Raw genomic sequence first — 22,105 nt, forward strand, 5'->3', positions numbered from 1 at the left:
ATCATGTCGTTTTTCACGACGACCTGTTCGAAAGCCGAGTCATGCCCGATCCCGATTCCGATCTGATACGACCGCGCGCCGCGCGGCGCGTCCTGCTCGAAGTCATCGCCACGACCGTTGCCGATGCGAAGGCCGCGGAACAGGCGGGCGCCGACCGGCTCGAGCTGATCACCGCATTCGGCGAAGGCGGACTGACGCCGGGCATCGGCATGGTCGAAGCGGTGGTCGATGCGGTGCGCATTCCGGTCAATGTGATCGTACGGCCGCATAGCCGGTCGTTCGTATTCGATACGCACGACTACGCTGTCATGCTGCGCGATGTGCGAGCGATCGCGGCGGCGCGTGCCAACGGCATCGTGATCGGCATGCTGACGCCGACCGGCGAGATCGATTGCGATGGGCTCGCGCGTGCGATCGATGCGGCCGATGGTTTGGCGATTACGTTCCACCGTGCGTTCGATGAAGCGCGCGATCTGCCACGGGCATTCGACGCATTGCTCGGATTTGGCGCGGTAACGAACCTGCTGACGTCGGGCGGTGCGCCGTCGGCGCTGCAGGCGCAGCAGACGATTCGCGCGCTCGTTGCGCAGGCGCGCGGTTCGCATTGCACGGTGCTCGCGGGCGCGGGGCTCACGGTCGATGCGCTGTCGGGTTTTGTCGCGGCGACCGGCGTGCATGCCGTGCATTTCGGCGGCGGCGTACGGGTCGGCGGCAATGGGCTTGCGCCGATCGATGCCGCGAAAGTCGCGCGTGTGAGGGCGTTGCTCGATGCGGCGGCTGAGGTTGCCAGATGAAGGCGGCAACTAAAAGCGGCAACTGAAAGCGGCAACTGAAAGCGGCAACTGAACGTGGCAACTGAAGGTGGCAACTGAAGGTAACGCGTAACCCGGGCCGCCATCCGTGCAGCGCTCACCGCGCCACAACCACTGGAATCCCCTTCAAAGCCCCGCCGCCTTTTGCGTCGTCGAGCGCGCGCTGCACGGCCGCACCGGTCGCCGCATCGACGCCGACGCGCGACGCGAGTTCACGTTCGCTGCGCTTCACCGCGACGAGGTTCGCGAGCTTCACGTGGCCGTACCCGCGCACACGTGAATGCAGCTCGGCGAGCAGCGCGATGTCGTTCGCGTTGTCGGCGGTGATGACCGTCATCGCGCGTTCGATCGTCGACTGATAGTCGTCGGCGAGTTGCCGTTCCATGCGGCGCTCGGTCGTGCGCCCGAACGGATCGAGCGGCGTGCCGCGCAAGCTGCGACAACGGGCGAGCACGCGCAGCACGGGCCACATCCATTGTCCGAACGTCTGTTTGCGCGGTTCAATGGCGAGCGCGTGGTCGCCGCTGCCTTTATCGCCGCCCTTATCGCTGCGCTTACCGCCGCCCACGCCTTTGCCACTGCTGCGCGCCACACGCGACAACGCCGGCGGCGCCATATTGAACCTGACGCGAAAATCCTTGCCCGCAACGCCTTCGAACTGCGCTTCGAGCGCGTCACGGAAAGCCGGATCCGCATAGAGCCGTGCGACTTCGTATTCGTCTTTCACCGCGAGCAGACGATAGAAAGTCGTCGCGACGGCGCGCGTGATGCGCTCGCCCGACACACCCGCTTCGCCGGATACGCCAGCTGACCCGCATGCGCGCGCTTCGGCACGCCGCACCGCATCCACGAGGGTGCGAAAACGCGTCACGTAGCCACGCCCGCCGTACGCCGCAAGCCGCGCTTCGCGGTCCGTGATCAGCGCATCGAGCGCCTCGAGCGCCTCGAGCGCGTCGGGCGACACTACGGCGCTCGATGTCCGCCGCGCCGTCCCCGCATGCCGTTGTTGCCACAACATTTCAAGCGCCGCGGCATCGCCGGCCGCCATGCGCCCAATCGAGAACGCGAGCTGATTCATCTGCACCGCGACGTTGTTGAGCTCGATCGCCCGCATCATCGCTTCGAGCGAAACCGGCACGAGCCCCTGTTGCCAGGCGAAACCGAGCATCAGAATATTCGCGCCTATCGTGTCGCCGAGAAAACGCGTCGCAAGCGCCTGGGCGTCGCATGCGGCGAGCCGGTCGCTGCCTGCCGCGTGGCGCATCTTGTCGAGTAAAGCGCCTGCGTGCAGATTCGCATCGGGGTTACGCACGAACGCGGCATTCGGAATCGCATGCGTATTGACGACGATTCGCGAGCGCCCATGCCGCACCGTCTGCAACGCTTCAGCGCTTGCGCCGACCACCATATCGCACGCGAGCAGCACATCGGCCTGTTGCGTATCGATACGTACCTGGTTCAACCATGCGTCGCGCGCGGCAAAGCGCACATACGACAGCACCGAGCCGCCCTTTTGCGCGAAGCCCATGAAATCGAGCACCGACGCGCTCTTGCCCTCGAGATGCGCGGCCATGCTGATCAGCGCGCCGACCGTCACGACGCCGGTGCCGCCGACACCGGTCACGAGGATGTCGTAGGGCGCCGCATCGAGCTTCGCAGCCGGGTGCGGCAGCGCATCGACGCGCGCCGCGAGCGCGTCGACATCGAAAGCAACGCCCGCAGCCTTCTTCAACGCGGCGCCTTCGACCGTGACGAAGCTCGGACAAAACCCGTTCACGCACGAGTAGTCCTTGTTGCACGACGACTGATCGATGCGGCGCTTGCGGCCAAGCGCTGTCTCGACCGGCTCGACCGACAGACAGTTCGACTGCACGCCGCAATCGCCGCAGCCTTCGCAGACGGCTTCGTTGATAAAGAGCCGCTTGTCCGGATCGGGAAATTCGCCCTTTTTGCGGCGGCGGCGTTTTTCGGCGGCACAGGTCTGGTCGTAGATCAGCACGGTGACGCCGTCGATATCGCGCAACTGCCGTTGCACCGCGTCGAGTTCGCTGCGGTGATGAAACGTCGTGCCCTTCGGGAACAGCGTATGGTGTCCGTCGTATTTCTCCGGCTCGTCGCTGACCACGACGAAGTGCGATACGCCTTCCGCTTCCACCTGCCGTGCGATCTGCGGCACGGAAATGCTGCCGTCGACCGGTTGGCCTCCCGTCATCGCAACCGCATCGTTATAGAGAATCTTGTACGTGATCGTCGCTTTCGCCGCGACCGCCTGACGGATCGCGAGAATGCCCGAATGAAAGTAGGTGCCGTCGCCCAGGTTCTGGAATACATGGCGCGTCTTCGTGAACATCGCGTGCGCGGCCCAATCGACGCCCTCGCCGCCCATCTGGATCAGCCCCGTCGTATCGCGCTCCATCCACGACGCCATGAAATGGCAGCCGATGCCGGCCTGCGCGATCGAGCCTTCGGGCACCTTCGTCGACGTGTTATGCGGGCAGCCCGAGCAGAAGTACGGCACGCGCCGCACCGCGTCGGCTTCGTTCGACAGGATCTGCGGCGCAACGAGATCGACGACGCGCTCGCGCCGGTCGAGCGTGGGCTTGTGGCGCGCGAGCCAGCTCGCGAACACGGGCAGGATCCGCGACGGCCGCAACTCGCCGAGCGCGGACAGTAGCGGTGTGCCGTCCGGCGCATGCTTGCCGATCACCGTCGGGCGCGCGCCGCTCGTCCGGTTGTACAGATATTCCTTGATCTGCTGTTCGACGACCGGACCTTTCTCTTCGATCACGAGCACTTCGGCGAGGCCGCCGACGAACGCATCGATGCGCGTCATCTCCAGGGGGAACGACAGGCCGACCTTGTAGATGCGCACGCCGGCCGCGTCGAGATCGGCGGCGCTCAGGTCGAGGCGGCGCAGCGCTTCCATCAGATCGAGATGCGCCTTGCCGCATGTGACGATGCCCACATTCGCATGCGGGCTCGGCGCGATCCATTTGTCGATGCTGTTGATCCGCGCGAAATGCCGCACGGCGTCGAGCTTGGCCGCGAGCCGCGCTTCGATCGCGAGACTCGGCAGATCGGGCCAGCGGTTGTGCAGGCCGCCCTCGGGCATTGCCTCGCGCATCTCCTCACACGTCGCGGCGTCGGGGCGTGCCGTCCAGTCCGTGCGCAATGCGTCGAGGTCGACGGTCGAGCCCGATTCGACCGTCTCCGAAATCGCCTTGAAGCCGACCCATGCGCCCGAGAAGCGCGACAGCGCCCAGCCGTAGAGGCCGAACTCGAGCATGTCGGCAATGTTCGACGGATTCACGACCGGCATATGCCACGACATCATCGCGAACTCGCTCTGATGCGGCATCGACGACGACACGCAGCCGTGATCGTCGCCCGCGACCACGAGCACGCCGCCGTGCGGCGACGATCCATACGCATTGCCGTGCTTGAGCGCGTCGCCGGCGCGGTCGACGCCCGGGCCTTTGCCGTACCACATCGCAAACACGCCATCGACGGTGCGCTCCGGGTCTGCTTCGGCGCGCTGTGTGCCGAGCACCGCGGTGCCGCCGAGCTCTTCGTTGATCGCGGGCAGGAAGCGGATGTTGTTGTCGGCGAGCAGCGTGCCCGCCTTCCACAATTGCTGATCGACCATGCCGAGCGGCGAGCCGCGATAGCCGCTGACGAAGCCGGCCGTGTCGAGCCCGCGCGCCTCGTCGAGCGCGCGTTGCATCAGCACGAGGCGCACGAGCGCTTGCGTGCCGGTCAGGAAGATCCGGCCGCGCGTCGCAGTGAGGTTGTCGGAAAGGCGATAGTCGGCGAGAGCGGGCGTGCCGTCCTGAGCGCGGTGCGAGGTGACGTTCGGGTTGGCGTCCGCCGTGATGTCCGGGTTTGCGTCATCGGGTAGGCGGGCCGTCATGAAGAGTCTCCGTTTCCTGTATGCGCATGCAGTGCCGACGGGTGCGGCCGGTACGAGATCGGCTCAAGCGTCGGCACATGATCGGCACGAGCGTCGGCAATGCAGCGAAAGAGACTCTATTTTTTAGCGCCGGACAGAGAGAGTTTTTGCTAAGTTCGCGCGAAGATCGGGTGGCGGCGCGATGGGCCGGGTGAATTCCGCCTTTTTTGAGATAAATCTGCCGGGTCGCATGCGGGGCGCGTTGCCGGGATACCTCTTATGCCTGCTCAGTCCGGATCGTATTCACATCGCCGGGCGCCAACGGCTCGAACGGCTCGACATCGTTAAAGCGCGTGTAGTCGACGTGACTGATGCCGCCTTCTTCGCGGATCACGTCGACATAGCGGGACTGCCAGCGGATATCGGCGCTCGGCCATGCATACCGTGCCTGCATCGTCTGCGAGGTATTTTCGTCGGAGCCTTCGATCGTGAGCAGCACCTGGGCGTGCTGGCTTGCGAGCGACTCGGCGGTCTCGCCGAACAGCGGACTTCTCTCGTCGATCACATGCATGAGGTTCCAGCCGAACATGAACAGCGGATGCTGGTCGCGCACGAGTTCGAGGTCGCGAATCCGGCGGATGCGGTAGCCTTCGGACGTCGTTTCGATGCGCATCAGCCGCAGCCGGGCGCGCGCTTCGGAGATCACGTTCTGACGCGCATTGGCCGCGCGCACCATCAGCGTGTTGCGGCCTTCGATCGGATGCACGACGGCAAGGCGCGCGAACATGATCTGCGCGCGCGGCCGCGAAAAACGCGCGAACACGAGACCGGTGGCCAGCGCGATCCCCGACATGCCGACGAAAATTTCGAGCGTGGCGACGAGATGGGCGTAGACCGTCTGCGGATGCATGTCGCCGTAGCCGACTGTCGCAAGCGTTTCGACGCTGAAGAAGAAGGCGCCGACGAAGCCCTGCGGCGACTGGTTCGCGATCGGTGCGTGGCCGAGCATATAGAGCGATGCGAAGCCGGTGTTGAGCACGAGAAACAACGCCGCGAGCGATGCGAAGAACGTGGGCCACTTCATCGTCAGCGCGCGGTGGTAGAGATCCTGCCAGACGCGCAGCGGCAATCCGTGCGTGACGATCGTATGTGCGTGGACGTGCGTGGTGCGGTTGATTACGCGGTTGCTTCGGTGACTGGAGCGTCTCGGTTCGTTTGTCCGGTTTGGCGTGCCGCTCGACGACATCGCGTTCTCACGGTGGTTGAAAACGCGCAAAGCGTAGCACGCGCCATGCGTGCGTCAGGTCGATTTTTGGCGCGGCGCGTTACGGGAACGCACGCGGCTTCGGAATGCCGGCGCCATGGTCGATATCGGCCACGGCCTGGCGCCGCGCCGATTCGACAGCCTCGGCCTCGCTCGCGTAGCCGGCGTCGCCGCCGACGGTCGTCCAGCGCTGCACGGCGTGGTCGTTGTGCCGGATCTCGTACTCGGCATCCCAGCGCGCGCCTTGCAGCGCGAGCGGCCGCACATGAATCGAATACACGCCGTAAAGGAAGAGCGGTTCAGCCATGTTCGTCTCCGCCTGATGATGAGCGGAACGGGACGCGGCACGGGGCGCCGGTCGCAGCGGGCGACCCGCATGCCGCGCTCGCCCGCTAGAGTTCGATTTCGCCGAGGATCCGATGGGCAAGCGCCTTGGCTTCTTCGAGCGCTTCTTCGGCACTGGCCGATACGCTTCCGACTTCGTAGACCGTGTTCTCGGTCTCGTCGCCTTCATCGCGCTCGAGCGCGACGACGCCCTGGTAGCGTCCACCGTCTACCGGCCGCACCGACGCCGTGGCCGTGTAGATCCCTTTCGTGTAGGTGACGTCCTCCATGATGAATCTCCTTCAGGAAGGAGATTCCATCCTAGCACGGCGTGTCGACGCTTTCAGCGCGGCGGCGCTCATGCCGGCGCGCCGGCTTGCGGCTTGGGTCTCGGGATCAGTCGCTCGTCGCGCGTTCAGTCGCGCATTTGGTCGCGCGTTCAGTCGCGCGTTAGTCGTTCAGCAGCGACACGACTTCGTCGAGCGTCGGAGAATGCGCGCCCGAGTGGCGGCACGCGGCCGCGCCCGCGGCGAGCGCGAACGCAAGATGCTCGTTCCATTTGCGCTGCGGCGCGCTCATGAGGCTGAACAGCAGGCCGCCGATCGACGCGTCGCCGGCGCCGACCGTGTCGACCACTTCGACGCGCGGCGGCGCCGCTTCGACGATCAGCCCGCCGTCGATCAACGTCGCCTTGTCCGCGCCGCGCGTGACGAGCACGATCGCGTCGGGATTCATCGTGCGCAACTGGTCGAGCGCGTTCGCTTCGCTGGTTTTGAACAGCATGCGCAGGTCTTCGTCGGAAACCTTGATCAGGTCCGCGAGCGCGGCCATCTTGCGCAGCGTCGGCTCGTAGCCGTGCTCCATCAGATTCCGGTAATTCGGGTCGAAGCTGATCTTCACGCCGCGTTCGCGCAGTTGCGCCGCGAGATCGACGAGCGTCGTGCCGAGCGGTTGCCGCACGAGGCTGATGCAGCCGAAGTGCGCCCACTTCACCTGCGCTTGCCAGTCCTCGGGCAGCAGCGCGGGATCGAACGCGAGATCCGCGCTGTGCTCGCCCATGAAGAAGTACGCGGGCGGATGCGTCTGATGCACGATCGCAAGCAGCGGCGGGCGGTCGACGCGCTGCATGAAGCGCATGTCGAGGCCCGCGGCGACGCTCGCGTTCCATAGTTCGTCGGAGAAGCAGTCGGTGCCGAGCGACCCGGCGCATGCGGTCGGCAGGCCCAGGCGCGCGACTGCGCGCGCGACGTTCCAGCCGGCGCCGCCCGGATGCGAGAGCCATTGCGAGTCGCCGGCGCGCACGAGGTCGGTCAGGATGTCGCCGGCCGATACGAAAACAGGTAGTGCAGTGCTCGCGGTCATGGTGCTCACCGTGCGGTTCGATTCAGGGAAAGAGCGGCCTGCGCGGCGGCATCCGCGGTTTGCGCTTCGGTTGCGGGATCCTGCAACGCGTGCATCAGCACTTCGTAGCAGGCGCCCATCGTGTGATAGTCGGTCTTGCCGGCCGGACTTTTTTCGTCGCTGTACTTGCGGTTATCGCAAGTCAGAATGCGATACCACGCGCCGTAGCGGTGATCGACGAAATAAGCCCAGCTATAGCGCCACAGTTCGTCGTACCAGTCCCAGAAACGCTCGTTGCCGGTGCGCTTGCCGAGCAGTGCGGCGGCCGCGAACGTCTCGGCCTGCACCCAGAAGTACTTGTCGTGATCGCAGATCGTGCGGTCCGGGCCGAAGCCGTAATAGAGACCGCCGTGGTCGTTGTCCCACGCGTGCGTCATCGCCGCGTCGAAGAGTTCGATGGCGCGCGGCAGCAGCCACGGCAGCGGGCGGTGCCGCTCGAGAATCAGCAGAAGCTTGGCCCATTCGGTCTGGTGGCCGGGCTGGAAGCCCCACGGCCGGAAGATGTTGGAGCTGTCTTCCTCGTTGTAATGCCAGTCCACCGACCAGTCCGCGTGATAGTGCTCCCACACGAGCCCTTGCGACAGCTTTGCCTGGCGGATCGTCATGTTGGAAGCGACACGTTCCGCGCGGTCCAGATAGACGAGGTGGCCCGTCGCTTCATACGCGGCGAGCAGCGCCTCGGTTGTGTGCATGTTCGCGTTCTGGCCGCGATATGTGCTCACGCGCCAGTCGGCCGTCGCTTCGTCGGCGTAGAGCCCCGCGGCTGCGTCCCAGAAGCGGTGCTCCATCAGCTCGAAGGTGGCGGCGATCATCGGCTTCGCTTCCTCGATGCCGGCCATATACGCATGCGCGTACGCGAGCAGCACGAAGGCGAGGCCGTAGCAGTGGCGCGTGCCGTCGAGCGTGCGCTTGTGGCCGTCGCGCCATTCGAGCTCCCAGTCGTAGCCCTCGTTATGCGCGTCCCAATGCGCGTCGCGCAGGAACTTGAGGCCGTGGCGCGCGTATTCGAGGTGCTGCGGATCGCCGAACTGCCGGTACGCCATCGCGTAATTGAACACGTAGCGGCAGCTGCTGACGAGGTGGCGCGTCGTGCGGTCGTAGATCGAGCCGTCGTCGCGCAGGAAATGGAAAAAGCCGCCGCTCGGATCGAGCACGTTCGGCGCGTAAAACGCGAGCGTGTGCCGGATATGCGCGAGCAGGAAATCGCGGTCGCGGTAGCTCGTGACCGGCGGCACGCCGGCTGCGGTCGCTGAACCGGGAGGAAGTGCGTCGGAAAGAAGCGTGTCGGATCGGGTCATGACGGATTTACCGAGGTACTGGCGCGGACAACGAGATTGACGGGCAGGCGCACTTCGGCTTCGGCCGGGGCCTCTTCGAGCAACAGCTCGATGCCGCGCCGGCCGAGCGCTTCCTTGTCGACGGCGATCGTCGACAACGGCGGCGTGGCGTGCGCGGCGGCGGGGATGTCGTCGAAACCGATGATCGCGATGTCGTCGGGCACGCGCAGGCCGCGCGCGGCGCACGCGCGCAGCGCGGCGAGCGCCGCCGCGTCGTTATACGCAAAGACCGCATCGGGCTTCGGGCCCGGCGCGTCGAGCAGGCGCTGCATGGCAAGCGCTGCGCCCGTGGCCGGGTCGAGCCCCGCGTCGATCGTCACTTCGAGCGACGGATCGAACAGCAGCCCCGCTTCGAAAAACGCGCGCCGGTAGCCGAGCGCGCGCTGCGCGATGCTGTAGTGCGCGAGCGATCCGCCGATAAACGCGACGCGTGTGCGCTTCTGCGCGAACAGATGGCGCATGGCGAGCGCCGCGCCCGTTGCGTTGTCGAGGTTGACCGAGCGCAGGCCGGGCGCCCACAGGTCGATCAGGACGAGCGGGCGTTGCATCGCGGCGAGCGTCGCGAGCGTTTCGGGCTCGACGAAGCCGGCCACCGCGATCGCGTCGGGCGCATGCAGACGCATTTGCTGCGCGACGTCTTCGGTCGGCCCGGCGGTCAGCACCGACGGCACGATGCCGCGTTCGCGGCACGCGTCTTCGACGCCGTGCAGCACGCTCGAGAAAAACGGGCTCGCGGCGAAATTGTTGTGCTGACGGTGCAGCAGGAACGTGAGCCGGCGAATCCGCGGGCGCAATTGGGCGGCGTCGTAGCCAAGCCGGCGCGCCGCTTCGACGACGCGTACGCGCGTCGCGTCGGAGAGGCCCGGCTGGTTTTTCAGCGCGCGCGAGACGGTGCCGATCGACACGCTGGCCTCGCGCGCGACGTCGCGAATCGTAGTTGCCATAGGTGATTTCGAGGCCGGGCGCGCAGTGCGCGACGCGGCAGGATTCGGGTTCGGGCGATTGTATAGTAAAACGATGCTCAAAAACCCTCAGGATCACGGCTTGGATACGCGTAAATACCCGTATAGCCGGCCTTTGGGTCGTAAGTGTGCGTTTAGTAAAAATGCTAAACAGCTAGGCTTTATTCGGCCGTTCGGTTGACCGACGACGAGCACGCGCGCGGCGTCGAGCGGTCTGTTTTGCCGGGAGGCGTCGCGCTGGGAAAATCGGTGTTCGCCCAGCGGTAAAACCTGAACGTCGTGAGCGGCGTTCAGTCCATCGTCGCGTGCGATGCTTCGGCGCGGCCGTGCATCAGCGTCCCGCTTTCGCTCGCGTCGATCAGCACGAGCCCGGACGATTCATGTTTCGCGCGGCGTTTGGCCAGCGCCGCCACCGATGCGATGTCCTCGCTCGTGCACGGCGCATGCGCGCCGTCCGGCCGCACATGCACGCAGCCGATCGCCATCGTGACGAAGCCGAAGAAGGTCGGATTGCCGCGCCGGTCCTCGCCGTGGATGCCGCCGGCAAGACGGTCGCCGGGTGCGTAGAAGCGCTGCGCGCCTTCGTTGAATGCATGAATCGCGCGCTGCGCACGCGCGATGCAATCGTCGCTCTGGAACAGAACCAGGAAATCGTCGCCGCCGACGTGGCCGAGGAAATCGCGCGTCGGATCGCAGACGTCCGCGAGCACGGCGGCGGCGAATTTCAGCACTTCGTCGCCTTGCCAGTAACCGTACTCGTCGTTGAAAGGCTTGAAGTGGTTCAGATCCACGTAGCACGCGTAGAAGCCGGCGCCGTTGCTAAGCAGCCGCGCGATGTGCGAGCTGATCGGAATATTGCCGGGCAGGAAAGTGAGCGGATTCGCGTAGCGCGCCGCTTCGATGCGCACCTCGGTGACCGCGCGCACGAGGTTTTCGCCGGTGCCGAGGCCTGCGTACTTGCCGTTGTCCGTTATCACGAAGCCGTCGGCGAGATAGCGCTGGTCGTCGCTCGCAAGCAGCTTCGCCATCTGCTCGACCGTCATCGATTTCTCGATGATGACGGGCGACGCATTCGCAAACAGCAGGCACGGCCGTTTGCCGAACAGCTCGCGGTGATACGGCAGCGCGTAGCGGTCCATGAATGCGCGACGGTTGATCAGCGCGACCGGCTCGTCATGTTCGACCACCGCGACCGCATGCAGATGCGGCAGCCGGTTGAAGAGCTCGAGCACGTCGTTGTTCGTCGCATGGCGCGGCAGCGCGGGCGCGTGCACCATCATCTTCGCCGACGCCATGCCTCCCGAGGGCGACGCGGTCAGCGTGCGGGTCGCCTCCGGGAATACCGCGATATGGCCTGCGCGAATCGCCTGCCGCGCGTCGTCGGCGACATTGCGCGGCGGCCGCGCGTGCGGTTTGCCGAAGAAATAGCCTTGCCCGCAGCCAATGCCCATGTCGCGCACGACGATCAGATCCGCTTCGTTGTCGATGCCTTCGGCGACGAGCGTCGCGCCGCTCGCATTCGCGAAGTACTGCATCGCCTTCACCGCTTCGAACTTCAGCGGATCGCTCGCAATGTCGTGAATGAAGAAGCGGTCGATCTTCACGACGTCGGGCCGCAGCCGCACCCACAGATTCATGCTCGCGTTCGCGGTGCCGTAGTCGTCGAGCGCGAATTGCGCGCCCGCCGTGCGCAGCGTCGCGATCGCGGGCAACACGTGGTTGACGTCGGGGATCGCACTCTGTTCGGTGAGCTCGATGACGATGCGGCTCGCGTCGACCCCGAGGCGCCGCAACAGCGCGAACGTTTCGTCGCGCGTATCGGCGAGCTGGCGGAGCGCGCCCGCGCTGAAGTTCAGGAACAGCTTGCCGTCGTAGCAAAGGCGCGCGAACGCCTCGATGCAGATGTGCGCAGCCGCGTGCTCGAGCGGAATCACCGCGTCTTCCGCGGCCGCCTGCGAGAACAGCGCGAGCGGCATTTCGAGATCCGAGCCCGCCGGCCCGCGTATCAGTCCCTCGTAGCCGACGATCGCGCCGCCGTCGAAATCGACGATCGGCTGAAACACGGCGGACAAGCTGCGCTGGGCAATCAGATCTGCAATGCGGGAAGCACTGGACCGGGCGGGCGAGCGAAGTGACATGACGGACAGCCGGACAGGGGACGTTCGGCATATCGGCGGCGGCGCTGAAGTCTTGAATGAACTTTTAATGAATTCCGCGTCGATATCGCGTTCGTCTTGCGCGAAACGTCTCGCGCTTTTTGCCTATCCCATCCGGCCAGGCTGACGGCAAACGTGTGCGCACGGTCAAATAGCGTCGCAACAACACACGAAGCAACGACGGCACGTAAAACAGGAACCGCATTGAAAGCCGCGCTACGCGGCGTTCGAAAACAGTCTCAGGGAGAGAGTGAATGAAGGTGTTATCACGGTCGAGGACCAACCCCGCCGCCGACGGCAGCCGCTGCGTCCTGCTTTCCGGCGCGCTTCTGGGCGTTCGTTTCGCGCGCGCCCCAGCGTTGGGCGAGCGCCGCGCAGGTCATCAGCTGGATTTGATGGAACAGCATGAGCGGCAGCACGGCGGCGCCGACCGCATGGGTCGCGAAGATCACCTTCGCCATCGGCACGCCGGCGGCGAGGCTTTTCTTCGAACCGCAGAACGTGATCGTAATCTGGTCGGCGCGGCTAAAGCCGAGGCGCTTGCTGATAAACATCGTGAGCGCAAGCGCGAGCGCGAGCAGCACCGCACACGCGACCAGCAGCCCGCCAAGCGCCGAAAGCGGAATGTGGTGCCACAGGCCTTCGGTTACCGCTTCGCTGAACGCGGCGTATACCACGAGCAGGATCGAGCCCTGATCGACGTACTTGAGCACGCCGCGGTTACGGTCCACCCAGTTGCCGATCATCGGACGCAGCAGCTGGCCCGCCACGAACGGCACGAGCAACTGGAGCACGATGTTCCACACGGTATGCCACGGCGACACGCCGCCGGCTGTCTGGCTCGCGACGATGACGCTCACGAGCGCGGGCGTGACGACAATGCCGAGCAGGCTCGAAGCGGACGCGCTGCACACGGCGGCTGGGACGTTCCCCTTGGCTATCGACGTGAAGGCGATCGACGACTGAACCGTCGAAGGCAGCGTGCAAAGGAAGAGGATGCCGATATAGAGCGATGGCGTGACGATCGGCGCAAGAAGCGGCTTGAGCGCGAGGCCGAGCAGCGGAAACAGCGCGAACGTGCATAGCAGCACCACCACATGCAGGCGCCAGTGCGTCGCGCCGGCGATGATCGCCTCGCGCGACAGCTTGGCGCCGTGCAGGAAGAACAGCAGGCCGATCGCCACGTCCGTGACCCAGTTGAACGCTATCGCGGCCTGCCCGTGAACGGGCAGCAGGCTGGCGAGAATCACCGTGCCGACGAGGCACAGTGTGAAGTTGTCCGGAAGCAGTTTCGGGCGAGCCATCTTTGGAATCTCGTTGCGGGTAGGGCGCACGGTATTAGGGAAAACGCTTATTTTCCATGCATTGGGATTAAATATGCAAATTCATTTGCCGAATTGATTGATGCGAAAGACGCATGAAAGGCGCGGGCTACTTATCGAAAGGGATGGGGCCGAGCGCCGGGCGATGCGTCGGCGGCGGGTTCGCGCTCGACGAAAACAGGCACTTTGAGTATTGGCGAGGGGCTCGGCGAGGAGGCAGTTCGCGTGCTGCGAATGTGGGCCGTTTCCGACTTTCGCATGCGCGCTTTCCCGCCCTCTTTTATGCTTGCGAAAATCTCTGTCAGCCCCGTCTGACATGCGTTTCAGACAGGTCATTTGTCAGAGAAACGAGGCGGTAACATGGTGTTACAACCCTGCTCAGGGCATAACACTTTTTGCCTCGACAGGTGTGAGCAGCCGCCCATAAATTACTGCTGAAAGGCCATTGGGACGCCCGTATTTCCGGATCACCGGAAAGCGGTTTTGCAGCGTTCCATTCAGCAGGTGACTGATCGTGAACGCAGGGTTTTCTCGAGCGAAGTACTGGCTATCGGGCGTGTTGGTCGCGGCCGCGGCTTCGCTTGCCCATGCAAACCCAATGCTCTCGCCACATGATGCGGGGCGCCATAGCGCAGCGTCCTCGTATCGTGCGTACAGTGCGACGCTCGTTGCAGCGCCGCGCCTTCCCGCGTTCGACAATGCATACGAAGTTCGCGCGCACAGGCTGCCTGCGGTGCAATACGCCGGTGTGCAATACGCGGGCGCGATCACGCCGGTCAGTACCGAAACGCGCGGCGCGCCGCGTCCGCCGTCGAACAGCCAGGCCATGCACGCGGGCTCGATCCGCGATGATGTTGCGCGCTATAACGAAGAGCGCGTGTCGCGGCAGATCGCGCATCCGCCGGGCGAAGGTAGCCGGCCGCCGGGGCCGTCGCCTTACCGCAACTAAGCGGAACTAGGCCTAACCAAGCGCAATCAAGCCCAACTGAGGGCGAGCGCAACCGAGCGGCAGTGACCGCGTAAAGCGCAACCGGACTGCGCGGTCTGCGTTTGCCGCCGCCGTGTCCTGGGCCGATCAAGGCCGCCAATCCTCCAGTTGATGTAACCGCGCCACACCGCGCCACACCGCGCGGCGTTTTTATTGCCATTCGCGATCCGCTCGCCCGTTCGATGCGGCGCCGCGACATAAATCGCGCGCCTGCGCTTACCCTCTTTGCGTCGATCCCGACAGCTCGCCTGCACAGGCGAGTCACCCCTCGTGCCGCACCGCAAGCAACACCCTCGTCCACGCACTGCTTCAGCACCGATCCGTCAGCCAGACTATCGGGCCCGCTATACCCGCAATAAGTCTCCGCGTTTTTGTCCAGAAAAATGGCCGGCAAAGATGGCCCGGCCCAGATCGGCTCGACGTCCGCACCGGTTCCTCGCGACGGATCGGCGAGCGCCCGGCCGCACAGCCCCATCCATTTGACAAAGACAGGAGAACCCATGAAAACAGCGCTCAGCCGTGCAATCAGGTGTACTTCACGCACGGTGCTGAAGGCGGGCGCCATCGCCGCGCTCGCAGCCGGCGCGGCTTCGCCGGCGTACGCGCAATCGAGTGTGCAGCTCTATGGCCAGGTCGACGAATGGGTCGGCGCCCAGAAATTTCCGGGCGGCGAGCGTGCGTGGCAGGTGTCGGGCGGCGGGATGTCGACGTCGTACTGGGGAATGAAGGGCTCCGAAGATCTCGGCGGCGGCGTCAAGGCCATCTTCACACTCGAAGATTTTTTTCGCGCGCAGAACGGCCGTTACGGCCGCTTCGACGGCGATACGTTTTTCGCGCGCAACTCGTATGTGGGCATCGAATCGCCATGGGGCACGGTGACGGCCGGACGGCTGACCACGCAGCTATTCGTGTCGACGATTCTTTTCAATCCGTTTGTCGATTCGTACGTGTTCTCGCCGATGGTCTATCACGTGTTCCTCGGCCTCGGCACATTCCCGACCTATACGACGGACCAGGGCGTGGTCGGCGATTCGGGCTGGAACAACGCGATCCAGTTTTCGTCGCCGAGTTTCAACGGGCTTTCCGGCAGCGCGATGTACGCGTTCGGCAATTCGGCGGGACAGAACGGCGCGAAAAAATACAGCGTGCAGTTCCTGTACTTCAACGGTCCGTTTGCGGCGACCGGCGTCTATCAGTACGTGAACTTCAACAACGATCCGGCCGACCTCGGCACGCTCGTGTCCGGCATGAAGAGCCAGGGCGCCGGCCAGTTCGGCGTGACCTACGACCTCAGGTTCGTCAAGTTCTACGGCCAGTACATGTACACGAAGAACGACCAGCAAACCGGCAGCTGGCACGTGAATACCGCACAGGGCGGCGTGACGGTGCCGGCCGGGCCCGGCACCGTCATGGCCTCGTACGCCTACTCGCGCGACAGCGGCGGCCTCGACCAGACACGTCAGACGGCGGCGCTCGGCTACGACTATCCGCTGTCGAAACGCACCGACGTATACGCGGCCTATCTGTACGACCATTTCTCAGGCCAATCGAGCGGCGACACGTTCGGCATCGGCATGCGCACGAAATTCTGAGCGGCGTCGGGCGTGCATTGACGCGCCTTGGCCGCTTTGCTGACCAGTCTTTGATAAAGTCGCCGGAAGTTCAACGATTGATTCCTGTCGAGAGCGACTGGTTATGGATACGCTCATCAGCATGAAAGTGTTTCGTTACGTCGTCGAAATCGGCAGCTTCGTCGGCGCGGCGGAACGGATGGATATGTCGGCGGCAATGGCGAGCAAGCATGTGATGCATCTCGAACAGCAGCTCGGCGCGCGCCTTCTGAACCGCACGACGCGCCGCGTCGCGCCGACCGAAGCCGGCCGCGAATACTACGAGCGGCTCAGCCAGGTGCTCGCCGAACTCGACGAAGCGGAGCAGGCCGTCGGCGCGGCGAGCGTCGTGCCGCAGGGACGGCTGCGCGTGTCGTCGCTGTCGGCGTTCGGTCTGCGTCACGTGATGAGCGCGACCGCCGATTACGCGACGCTGCATCCGCAAGTGACCGTCGACATCACGCTGTCGGACCGGGTCGTCGAGATGATCGACGAAGGCTTCGACGTGGCGATCCGCGCGTCGCCGACGGGGCTGAAGTCGTCGTCGCTGATCGCGCGGCAGGTCGCGACCGCGCATATCGTGCTGTGCGCGTCGCCCGACTATCTGCAGCGGCATGGCGTGCCGAAGACGCTCGACGATCTCCGACGGCACAACTTCATCGAATATTCGGGCGTCTCGGCTCAGGATCTGCTGACGGCGGCGAATACCGCGAATGCGGGCGGCGCGCACTTGCGGCTGACGGGCAATATGGTCGTCAATCACCTCGAGGCGCTGCGCGTGGTCGTCCTGCAAGGCGCCGCGATCGCGCTGCTCGGCACCGAAGTGGTCGGCGACGATATCGCTGCGGGCCGGCTCGTGCCGCTGCTCGTCGACGTCCTGCCGCCGCGCGAGCTGCCGATTCACGTGATGTATGCCAGCCGGCGCCACGTGTCGGCGAAAGTGCGCTCGTTCGTCGATTTCCTGGCCGACCGGTTCTCGAACGAATCGCTGTGGCCTACGCTCGAACAGGTGCGCACGCTTGCAGCAAGCTGATGCGGCCGCCGTTGGCGCGAAACCGTTTCGATATACTGCTTCCAGCACCCGCGAAGCGTGACCGTCGCCGCGCTGCGTCAACGCAGGCAGCGCATCTCGTCGCGCATCCATCGATCCGGGGGAGACATGACTGATCTTTCCACGCCGCAACGCGCCGGCGGCGCCGCGCTGTCCGACGAGGCGCCCGCAAGCGAGTCGCCGCCGCGCGCGGTTCAGCCCGGCCAGTCGAGCGCGCGCGGGCAGCGCGCGCGGCCCGCGCGTCTGCGATTCGTCACGGCGGCCGCGCTGTTCGACGGCCACGATGCGTCGATCAACATCATCCGGCGCATGTTGCAGGCAAGCGGCGTCGAGGTGATCCATCTGGGCCACAACCGCTCCGTCGAAGAAGTGGCGACCGCCGCGTTGCAGGAAGACGCGGATGGCGTCGCGGTGTCGAGCTATCAGGGCGGCCACGTCGAATATTTCCGCTACCTCGTCGATCTGCTGCGCGCGCGCGCAGGCGAGCGGATCAAGGTGTTCGGCGGCGGCGGCGGCGTGATCGTGCCCGACGAGATCGCGGAACTCGAGCGCTATGGCGTCGAGCGGATCTATTCGCCGCACGACGGGCAGCGTCTCGGTTTGCAGGGGATGATCGACGACATGATTGCGCGCTGCGCCGACGCGGCGCGCGACGAGCCGCAAGGCGAACAGATGGCGCAGCGTTCTGCCCTGCAGTTGGCCGGCGAAATCGCGCAAGCGTTGACCACGGACCTTGCGCGATCCGACGCACCGAAGCACGCAGGCAGCGCAGCGGAACGCGCCGCAGACTCGAATGGCGCTGTCTTCCGCAAACTGGCGCGGCTGATCACTCACCTCGAAACGGGCACCGACGCCGCGGCCACCGCCGCATTGAGCGCCGCGGTCGCACCGCACGCACACGCAGCGCGTGTACCGGTGCTCGGCATCACCGGCACCGGCGGCGCGGGCAAATCCTCGCTGACCGACGAACTGATTCGCCGCTTTCGCCTCGACTACGACGATGCGCTGACGATCGCGGTGCTCGCGATCGACCCGTCGCGCCGCAAATCCGGCGGCGCGCTGCTCGGCGACCGCATCCGCATGAATGCGATCGGCGACTGGGGCGCGGGCTCGCGCGTCTTTATGCGCTCGATGGCGACGCGCGAGGCGTCGAGCGAAATTTCCGATGCGTTGCCCGCTGCGATCGACGCCTGCAAGGCAGCCGGCTTCGATCTGATCGTCGTCGAGACATCGGGCATCGGCCAGGGCGACGCCGCAATCGTGCCGCACGTCGACAAATCGCTGTACGTGATGACGCCCGAGTTCGGCGCGGCCAGTCAGCTCGAGAAAATCGACATGCTCGATTTCGCGGATTTCGTTGCGATCAACAAGTTCGACCGCAAGGGCGCGGCCGATGCGTTGCGCGACGTCGCGAAGCAGGTGCAGCGCAATCGCGGCGAATTCTCGACGGCGCCGGCCGGTATGCCGGTGTTCGGCACGATTGCCTCGCGCTTTAACGACGACGGCGTGACCGCGCTCTATCAGCGCGTCGCTCGCGCGCTGCGCGCACGCGGACTGCGCGAGGGCCGCGCGCGGCTGCCGCTGCTCGACGGCGTGCGTCATTCGAGCGGGCGTCATGCGATCGTGCCGCCCGAACGCGTGCGTTATCTGTCGGACGTCGCGCAGACCGTGCGCGACTATCGGGCGCGTGCCGAAGCGCAGGCGCGCATCGCGCGCGAGCGCTGGCAACTGATCGAAACGCGTCGCATGCTGGCGGGCGGCACGTCTGAACCTGCGAATTCGGCCGCCGCTTCGTCGCAAGCCGGCGTTCGCGCGATGGACCCCTCGACCGTCGCGTCGCAGGACCGCGGCACATCGACAAACCCAGCGACAAACCCAGCGATCGACACATTGATCGCCGCCCGCACCGCGCAACTCGGCGAACGCGAAAAAGCGTTGCTCGACACATGGCCGCACACCGTGGCCGCCTATTCGGGCGACGAACACGTCGTAAAGATTCGCGACCGCGAAATCCGCACCGCGCTGACGGTCGAAACGCTGTCGGGCAACGCGATTCGCAAGGTGTCGCTGCCGAAATACACGGACCCCGGCGAAATCCTGCGCTGGCTCATGCTCGAAAACCTGCCCGGTTATTTTCCGTACACGGCCGGCGTCTTCCCATTCAAGCGCGAGAACGAAGACCCGACGCGCATGTTCGCGGGCGAAGGCGATCCGTTCCGCACGAACCGCCGCTTCAGGCTGCTCTCGGCCGGCATGCCGGCCAAGCGGCTGTCGACCGCGTTCGATTCGGTCACGCTCTACGGCGAAGAGCCGCACGAGCGCCCCGATATTTACGGCAAGGTCGGCAATTCGGGCGTGTCGGTCGCTACGCTTGACGATATGAAAGCGCTCTATGACGGCTTCGACCTGTGCGCCCCGGACACATCGGTATCGATGACAATCAACGGTCCCGCGCCGGCGATCCTCGCGATGTTTTTCAATGTCGCGATCGACCAGCAGATCGAACGCGCCCGCGAGCATGCGCGGCAGGCGGGCCGCGAACCGCTATCGGACGAAGCACTCGAAGCGGCACGCCGCACCGCGCTCGAAAACGCGCGCGGCACGGTGCAGGCCGACATCCTCAAAGAAGACCAGGGGCAAAACACCTGCATCTTCTCGACCGAATTCAGCCTCAAGGTGATGGGCGACATTCAGGCGTATTTCGTCGAGTACGGTGTGCGTAACTTTTATTCGGTCTCGATCTCCGGTTACCACATCGCGGAGGCCGGTGCGAACCCGATCTCGCAACTTGCGTACACGCTTGCGAACGGCTTCACGTACGTCGAGGCATATCTGGCGCGCGGCATGTCGATCGACGACTTCGCGCCGAATCTGTCGTTCTTCTTTTCGAACGGCATGGACCCCGAGTACACAGTGCTCGGCCGCGTCGCGCGCCGCATCTGGTCGGTCGCGCTACGCGAGCGTTATGGGGCGAACGAGCGCAGCCAGAAGCTCAAATATCATGTGCAGACGTCGGGCCGCAGCCTGCACGCGCAGGAAATCGACTTCAACGATATCCGCACGACGTTGCAGGCGCTCATCGCGATCTACGACAACTGCAATTCGCTGCACACGAACGCTTTCGACGAAGCGATCACGACGCCGACCGAAGATTCGGTACGGCGCGCCGTCGCGATCCAGCTGATCATCAACCGCGAGTGGGGGCTCGCGAAGAGCCAGAATCCGAACCAGGGCAGCTTCGTCATCGATGAACTGACGGACCTCGTCGAAGCTGCGGTGCTCGCCGAGTTCGACCGGCTGACCGAGCGCGGCGGCGTGCTCGGCGCGATGGAAACCGGGTATCAGCGCGGACGCATTCAGGACGAGTCGATGCTGTACGAGCATCGCAAGCACGACGGCTCCTATCCGATTGTCGGCGTGAACACGTTTCTGGGCGCCCATCCGCATGAAGCGCCGCCGCCGATCGCCCTTGCGCGCTCGACCGAAGACGAGAAGCAAAGCCAGCTAGAGCGGCTGCGCGCGTTTCAGGCGCGGCATCGCGATGCCGCGCCTGCCGCGCTCGAGCGTTTGCGGCAGGCGGTGATTGACGATCGGAATGTGTTCGCGGTGCTGATGGATGCGGTGCGGGTCTGTTCGCTGGGGCAGGTCACCCATGCGTTGTTCGAGGTAGGCGGGCAGTATCGCCGCAATATGTGAGCGCCTGGCTGCGCCAAGGTGCGGCGGCGCGCGTCGGCACCGCGACGGGGCCGCCGTCTCGCCCGCTACCCGCCGATCGATAACCGCTTCTTCGCGTCCGCATACTCCTGCTTGAGCCGCGCGACGAGTTCGGCCACGCTCGGCACGTCGTCCATGAGGCCGACACCTTGCCCCGCGCCCCAGATATCGCGCCACACCTTCGACTTTTCGTTCGCGAAGTCCATCTTCGATTTGTCCGACTCGGGCAGTGCATCGGGATCGAGCCCGGCGGCGACGATGCTTTCGCGAATGTAGTTGCCATGCACACCGGTAAACAGATTCGTGTACACGATGTCGGCCGCATTCGAATGAACGATCGCCTGTTTGTAGCTGTCGACCGCGTGCGCCTCGCGCGTGGCGATGAAACGCGTGCCCATATAAGCGAGGTCCGCGCCCATCGCCTGCGCGGCGAGAATCGAGCCGCCATTCGCAATCGCGCCCGACAGCACGATCGGCCCGTCGAACATGCGCCGCACTTCGCCGACGAGTGCAAACGGCGACGTGGTGCCCGCATGGCCGCCCGCACCGGCTGCAACCAGAATCAACCCGTCGACACCGGCTTCGAGCGCCTTGTTCGCGTGCCGCAGGTTGATCACATCGTGCAGCACGATGCCGCCGTAGCTATGCACCGCATCGATAATTTCCTTCGCCGGCGCGCGCAGGCTCGTGATGAAAATCGGCACCTTGTGCTCGACGCAGACGCGCACGTCGTGTTCGAGCCGCTCGTTCGAATGGTGGACGATCTGGTTGACGGCGATCGGACCGATCACCGCATCCGGGTGCGCGGCTTTATGTTCGGCAAGCGCGGCCTGAATTTGCGTGAGCCATTCGTCGAGCCGTTCCGCGGGCCGGGCATTGAGCGCGGGAAACGCGCCGACAATTCCGGCCTTACATTGCGCTAGCACGAGTTCCGGATAGCTGACGATGAACATCGGTGAAGCGACGACCGGCAGCGTGAGATTTTGCAGAACGGCTGGCAATGCCATGGCGGAAGTCTCCTGAACGATGAATCCTTGCCGATGCGCCCTGCGCAGCGGGGGGTGGCATGACGAGTGTAGCCGGAAGCGGCGTGCGGGCGGCAGTGCTCAATCCGGTTACATGCGCGGTTACATGCCCGGTTACATGCCGGATTGAACGATCGCGGTATGAACGATCGTTCGATTATAGGGCGGCAACTTGCTCCTGATGCGCGATCCTCGGTTGGAGGAAGAGTTCGGTTTCTATATTTGCGTGGGCTAGCCCACCTCGCGTGGG

The 22,105-nt window shown here is 65.0% G+C and carries 15 protein-coding genes; 5 read left to right on the plus strand and 10 right to left on the minus strand.

The window, feature by feature from the left end; genetic code table 11:
- The first annotated feature begins 41 nt into the window (after positions 1-41).
- The gene (locus BTO02_RS01845) at positions 42-794 is read left to right on the plus strand and encodes a copper homeostasis protein CutC (protein ID WP_075155568.1); all 753 of its coding nucleotides are present in this window, start codon (positions 42-44) and stop codon (positions 792-794) included.
- 115 nt (positions 795-909) lie between these two features.
- Here BTO02_RS01845 and BTO02_RS01850 read toward each other — a convergent pair whose 3' ends face one another.
- The 9 genes from BTO02_RS01850 to BTO02_RS01890 all read right to left on the minus strand — a co-directional run bounded on the left by BTO02_RS01850 (position 910) and on the right by BTO02_RS01890 (position 13,449).
- Positions 910-4,686: an indolepyruvate ferredoxin oxidoreductase family protein gene (locus tag BTO02_RS01850; RefSeq protein ID WP_442953449.1), complete on the minus strand. Its 3,777-nt coding sequence runs from the start codon at positions 4,684-4,686 to the stop codon at positions 910-912.
- Positions 4,687-4,978: 292 nt separating this feature from the next.
- The gene (locus BTO02_RS01855) at positions 4,979-5,785 is read right to left on the minus strand and encodes an ion channel (RefSeq protein WP_232243423.1); all 807 of its coding nucleotides are present in this window, start codon (positions 5,783-5,785) and stop codon (positions 4,979-4,981) included.
- A gap of 241 nt (positions 5,786-6,026) precedes the next feature.
- On the minus strand, positions 6,027-6,272 hold the full coding sequence (locus BTO02_RS01860; RefSeq protein ID WP_075155570.1) for a hypothetical protein: 246 nt from the start codon (positions 6,270-6,272) through the stop codon (positions 6,027-6,029).
- An 85-nt stretch (positions 6,273-6,357) separates the two neighbouring features.
- Positions 6,358-6,579 carry a hypothetical protein gene (locus BTO02_RS01865; protein WP_075155571.1) on the minus strand — a complete coding sequence of 74 codons (222 nt, stop codon included), beginning with the start codon at positions 6,577-6,579 and terminating at the stop codon, positions 6,358-6,360.
- Between the two features lie 160 nt (positions 6,580-6,739).
- A complete protein-coding gene (locus BTO02_RS01870) occupies positions 6,740-7,651 on the minus strand; it encodes a carbohydrate kinase family protein (protein WP_075155572.1) in 912 nt (303 codons plus the stop codon).
- 5 nt (positions 7,652-7,656) lie between these two features.
- Positions 7,657-8,988 (minus strand): AGE family epimerase/isomerase, encoded by a 1,332-nt coding sequence (locus BTO02_RS01875; RefSeq protein ID WP_075155573.1) that lies wholly within the window; start codon positions 8,986-8,988, stop codon positions 7,657-7,659.
- A complete protein-coding gene (locus BTO02_RS01880; RefSeq protein ID WP_075155574.1) occupies positions 8,985-9,971 on the minus strand; it encodes a LacI family DNA-binding transcriptional regulator in 987 nt (328 codons plus the stop codon). Before BTO02_RS01880 ends, BTO02_RS01875 begins: the two co-directional genes overlap by 4 nt.
- Positions 9,972-10,279: 308 nt before the next feature.
- On the minus strand, positions 10,280-12,127 hold the full coding sequence (locus tag BTO02_RS01885; protein WP_075155575.1) for a GGDEF domain-containing protein: 1,848 nt from the start codon (positions 12,125-12,127) through the stop codon (positions 10,280-10,282).
- Between the two features lie 284 nt (positions 12,128-12,411).
- Positions 12,412-13,449, minus strand: a complete 1,038-nt coding sequence (locus tag BTO02_RS01890) for a bile acid:sodium symporter family protein (RefSeq protein WP_075155576.1) — start codon at positions 13,447-13,449, stop codon at positions 12,412-12,414.
- A 616-nt stretch (positions 13,450-14,065) separates the two neighbouring features.
- Here BTO02_RS01890 and BTO02_RS01895 point away from each other — a divergent pair.
- The 4 genes from BTO02_RS01895 to BTO02_RS01910 all read left to right on the plus strand — a co-directional run bounded on the left by BTO02_RS01895 (position 14,066) and on the right by BTO02_RS01910 (position 20,812).
- A complete protein-coding gene (locus tag BTO02_RS01895; protein ID WP_232243424.1) occupies positions 14,066-14,416 on the plus strand; it encodes a hypothetical protein in 351 nt (116 codons plus the stop codon).
- A gap of 539 nt (positions 14,417-14,955) precedes the next feature.
- Positions 14,956-16,047 (plus strand): porin, encoded by a 1,092-nt coding sequence (locus tag BTO02_RS01900; RefSeq protein WP_075155578.1) that lies wholly within the window; start codon positions 14,956-14,958, stop codon positions 16,045-16,047.
- Positions 16,048-16,150: 103 nt separating this feature from the next.
- A complete protein-coding gene (locus BTO02_RS01905) occupies positions 16,151-17,098 on the plus strand; it encodes a LysR family transcriptional regulator (RefSeq protein WP_075155579.1) in 948 nt (315 codons plus the stop codon).
- A 126-nt stretch (positions 17,099-17,224) separates the two neighbouring features.
- Positions 17,225-20,812, plus strand: a complete 3,588-nt coding sequence (locus tag BTO02_RS01910; RefSeq protein ID WP_075155580.1) for a methylmalonyl-CoA mutase family protein — start codon at positions 17,225-17,227, stop codon at positions 20,810-20,812.
- Between the two features lie 65 nt (positions 20,813-20,877).
- Here BTO02_RS01910 and BTO02_RS01915 read toward each other — a convergent pair whose 3' ends face one another.
- On the minus strand, positions 20,878-21,837 hold the full coding sequence (locus BTO02_RS01915; protein WP_075155581.1) for an NAD(P)H-dependent flavin oxidoreductase: 960 nt from the start codon (positions 21,835-21,837) through the stop codon (positions 20,878-20,880).
- Between the last annotated feature and the right edge of the window lie 268 nt (positions 21,838-22,105).

The organism is Paraburkholderia sp. SOS3 (assembly GCF_001922345.1).
Lineage (GTDB): Bacteria > Pseudomonadota > Gammaproteobacteria > Burkholderiales > Burkholderiaceae > Paraburkholderia.

Coding starts and splice junctions, on each gene's coding strand:
- BTO02_RS01845 (WP_075155568.1), top strand. CDS start 42: ATGCCCGATCCCGATTCCGATCTGATACGACCGCGCGCCGCGCGGCGC.
- BTO02_RS01855 (WP_232243423.1), bottom strand. CDS start 5,785: ATGAAGTGGCCCACGTTCTTCGCATCGCTCGCGGCGTTGTTTCTCGTG.
- BTO02_RS01860 (WP_075155570.1), bottom strand. CDS start 6,272: ATGGCTGAACCGCTCTTCCTTTACGGCGTGTATTCGATTCATGTGCGG.
- BTO02_RS01865 (WP_075155571.1), bottom strand. CDS start 6,579: ATGGAGGACGTCACCTACACGAAAGGGATCTACACGGCCACGGCGTCG.
- BTO02_RS01870 (WP_075155572.1), bottom strand. CDS start 7,651: ATGACCGCGAGCACTGCACTACCTGTTTTCGTATCGGCCGGCGACATC.
- BTO02_RS01875 (WP_075155573.1), bottom strand. CDS start 8,988: ATGACCCGATCCGACACGCTTCTTTCCGACGCACTTCCTCCCGGTTCA.
- BTO02_RS01880 (WP_075155574.1), bottom strand. CDS start 9,971: ATGGCAACTACGATTCGCGACGTCGCGCGCGAGGCCAGCGTGTCGATC.
- BTO02_RS01885 (WP_075155575.1), bottom strand. CDS start 12,127: ATGTCACTTCGCTCGCCCGCCCGGTCCAGTGCTTCCCGCATTGCAGAT.
- BTO02_RS01890 (WP_075155576.1), bottom strand. CDS start 13,449: ATGGCTCGCCCGAAACTGCTTCCGGACAACTTCACACTGTGCCTCGTC.
- BTO02_RS01895 (WP_232243424.1), top strand. CDS start 14,066: ATGCTCTCGCCACATGATGCGGGGCGCCATAGCGCAGCGTCCTCGTAT.
- BTO02_RS01900 (WP_075155578.1), top strand. CDS start 14,956: ATGAAAACAGCGCTCAGCCGTGCAATCAGGTGTACTTCACGCACGGTG.
- BTO02_RS01905 (WP_075155579.1), top strand. CDS start 16,151: ATGGATACGCTCATCAGCATGAAAGTGTTTCGTTACGTCGTCGAAATC.
- BTO02_RS01910 (WP_075155580.1), top strand. CDS start 17,225: ATGACTGATCTTTCCACGCCGCAACGCGCCGGCGGCGCCGCGCTGTCC.
- BTO02_RS01915 (WP_075155581.1), bottom strand. CDS start 21,837: ATGGCATTGCCAGCCGTTCTGCAAAATCTCACGCTGCCGGTCGTCGCT.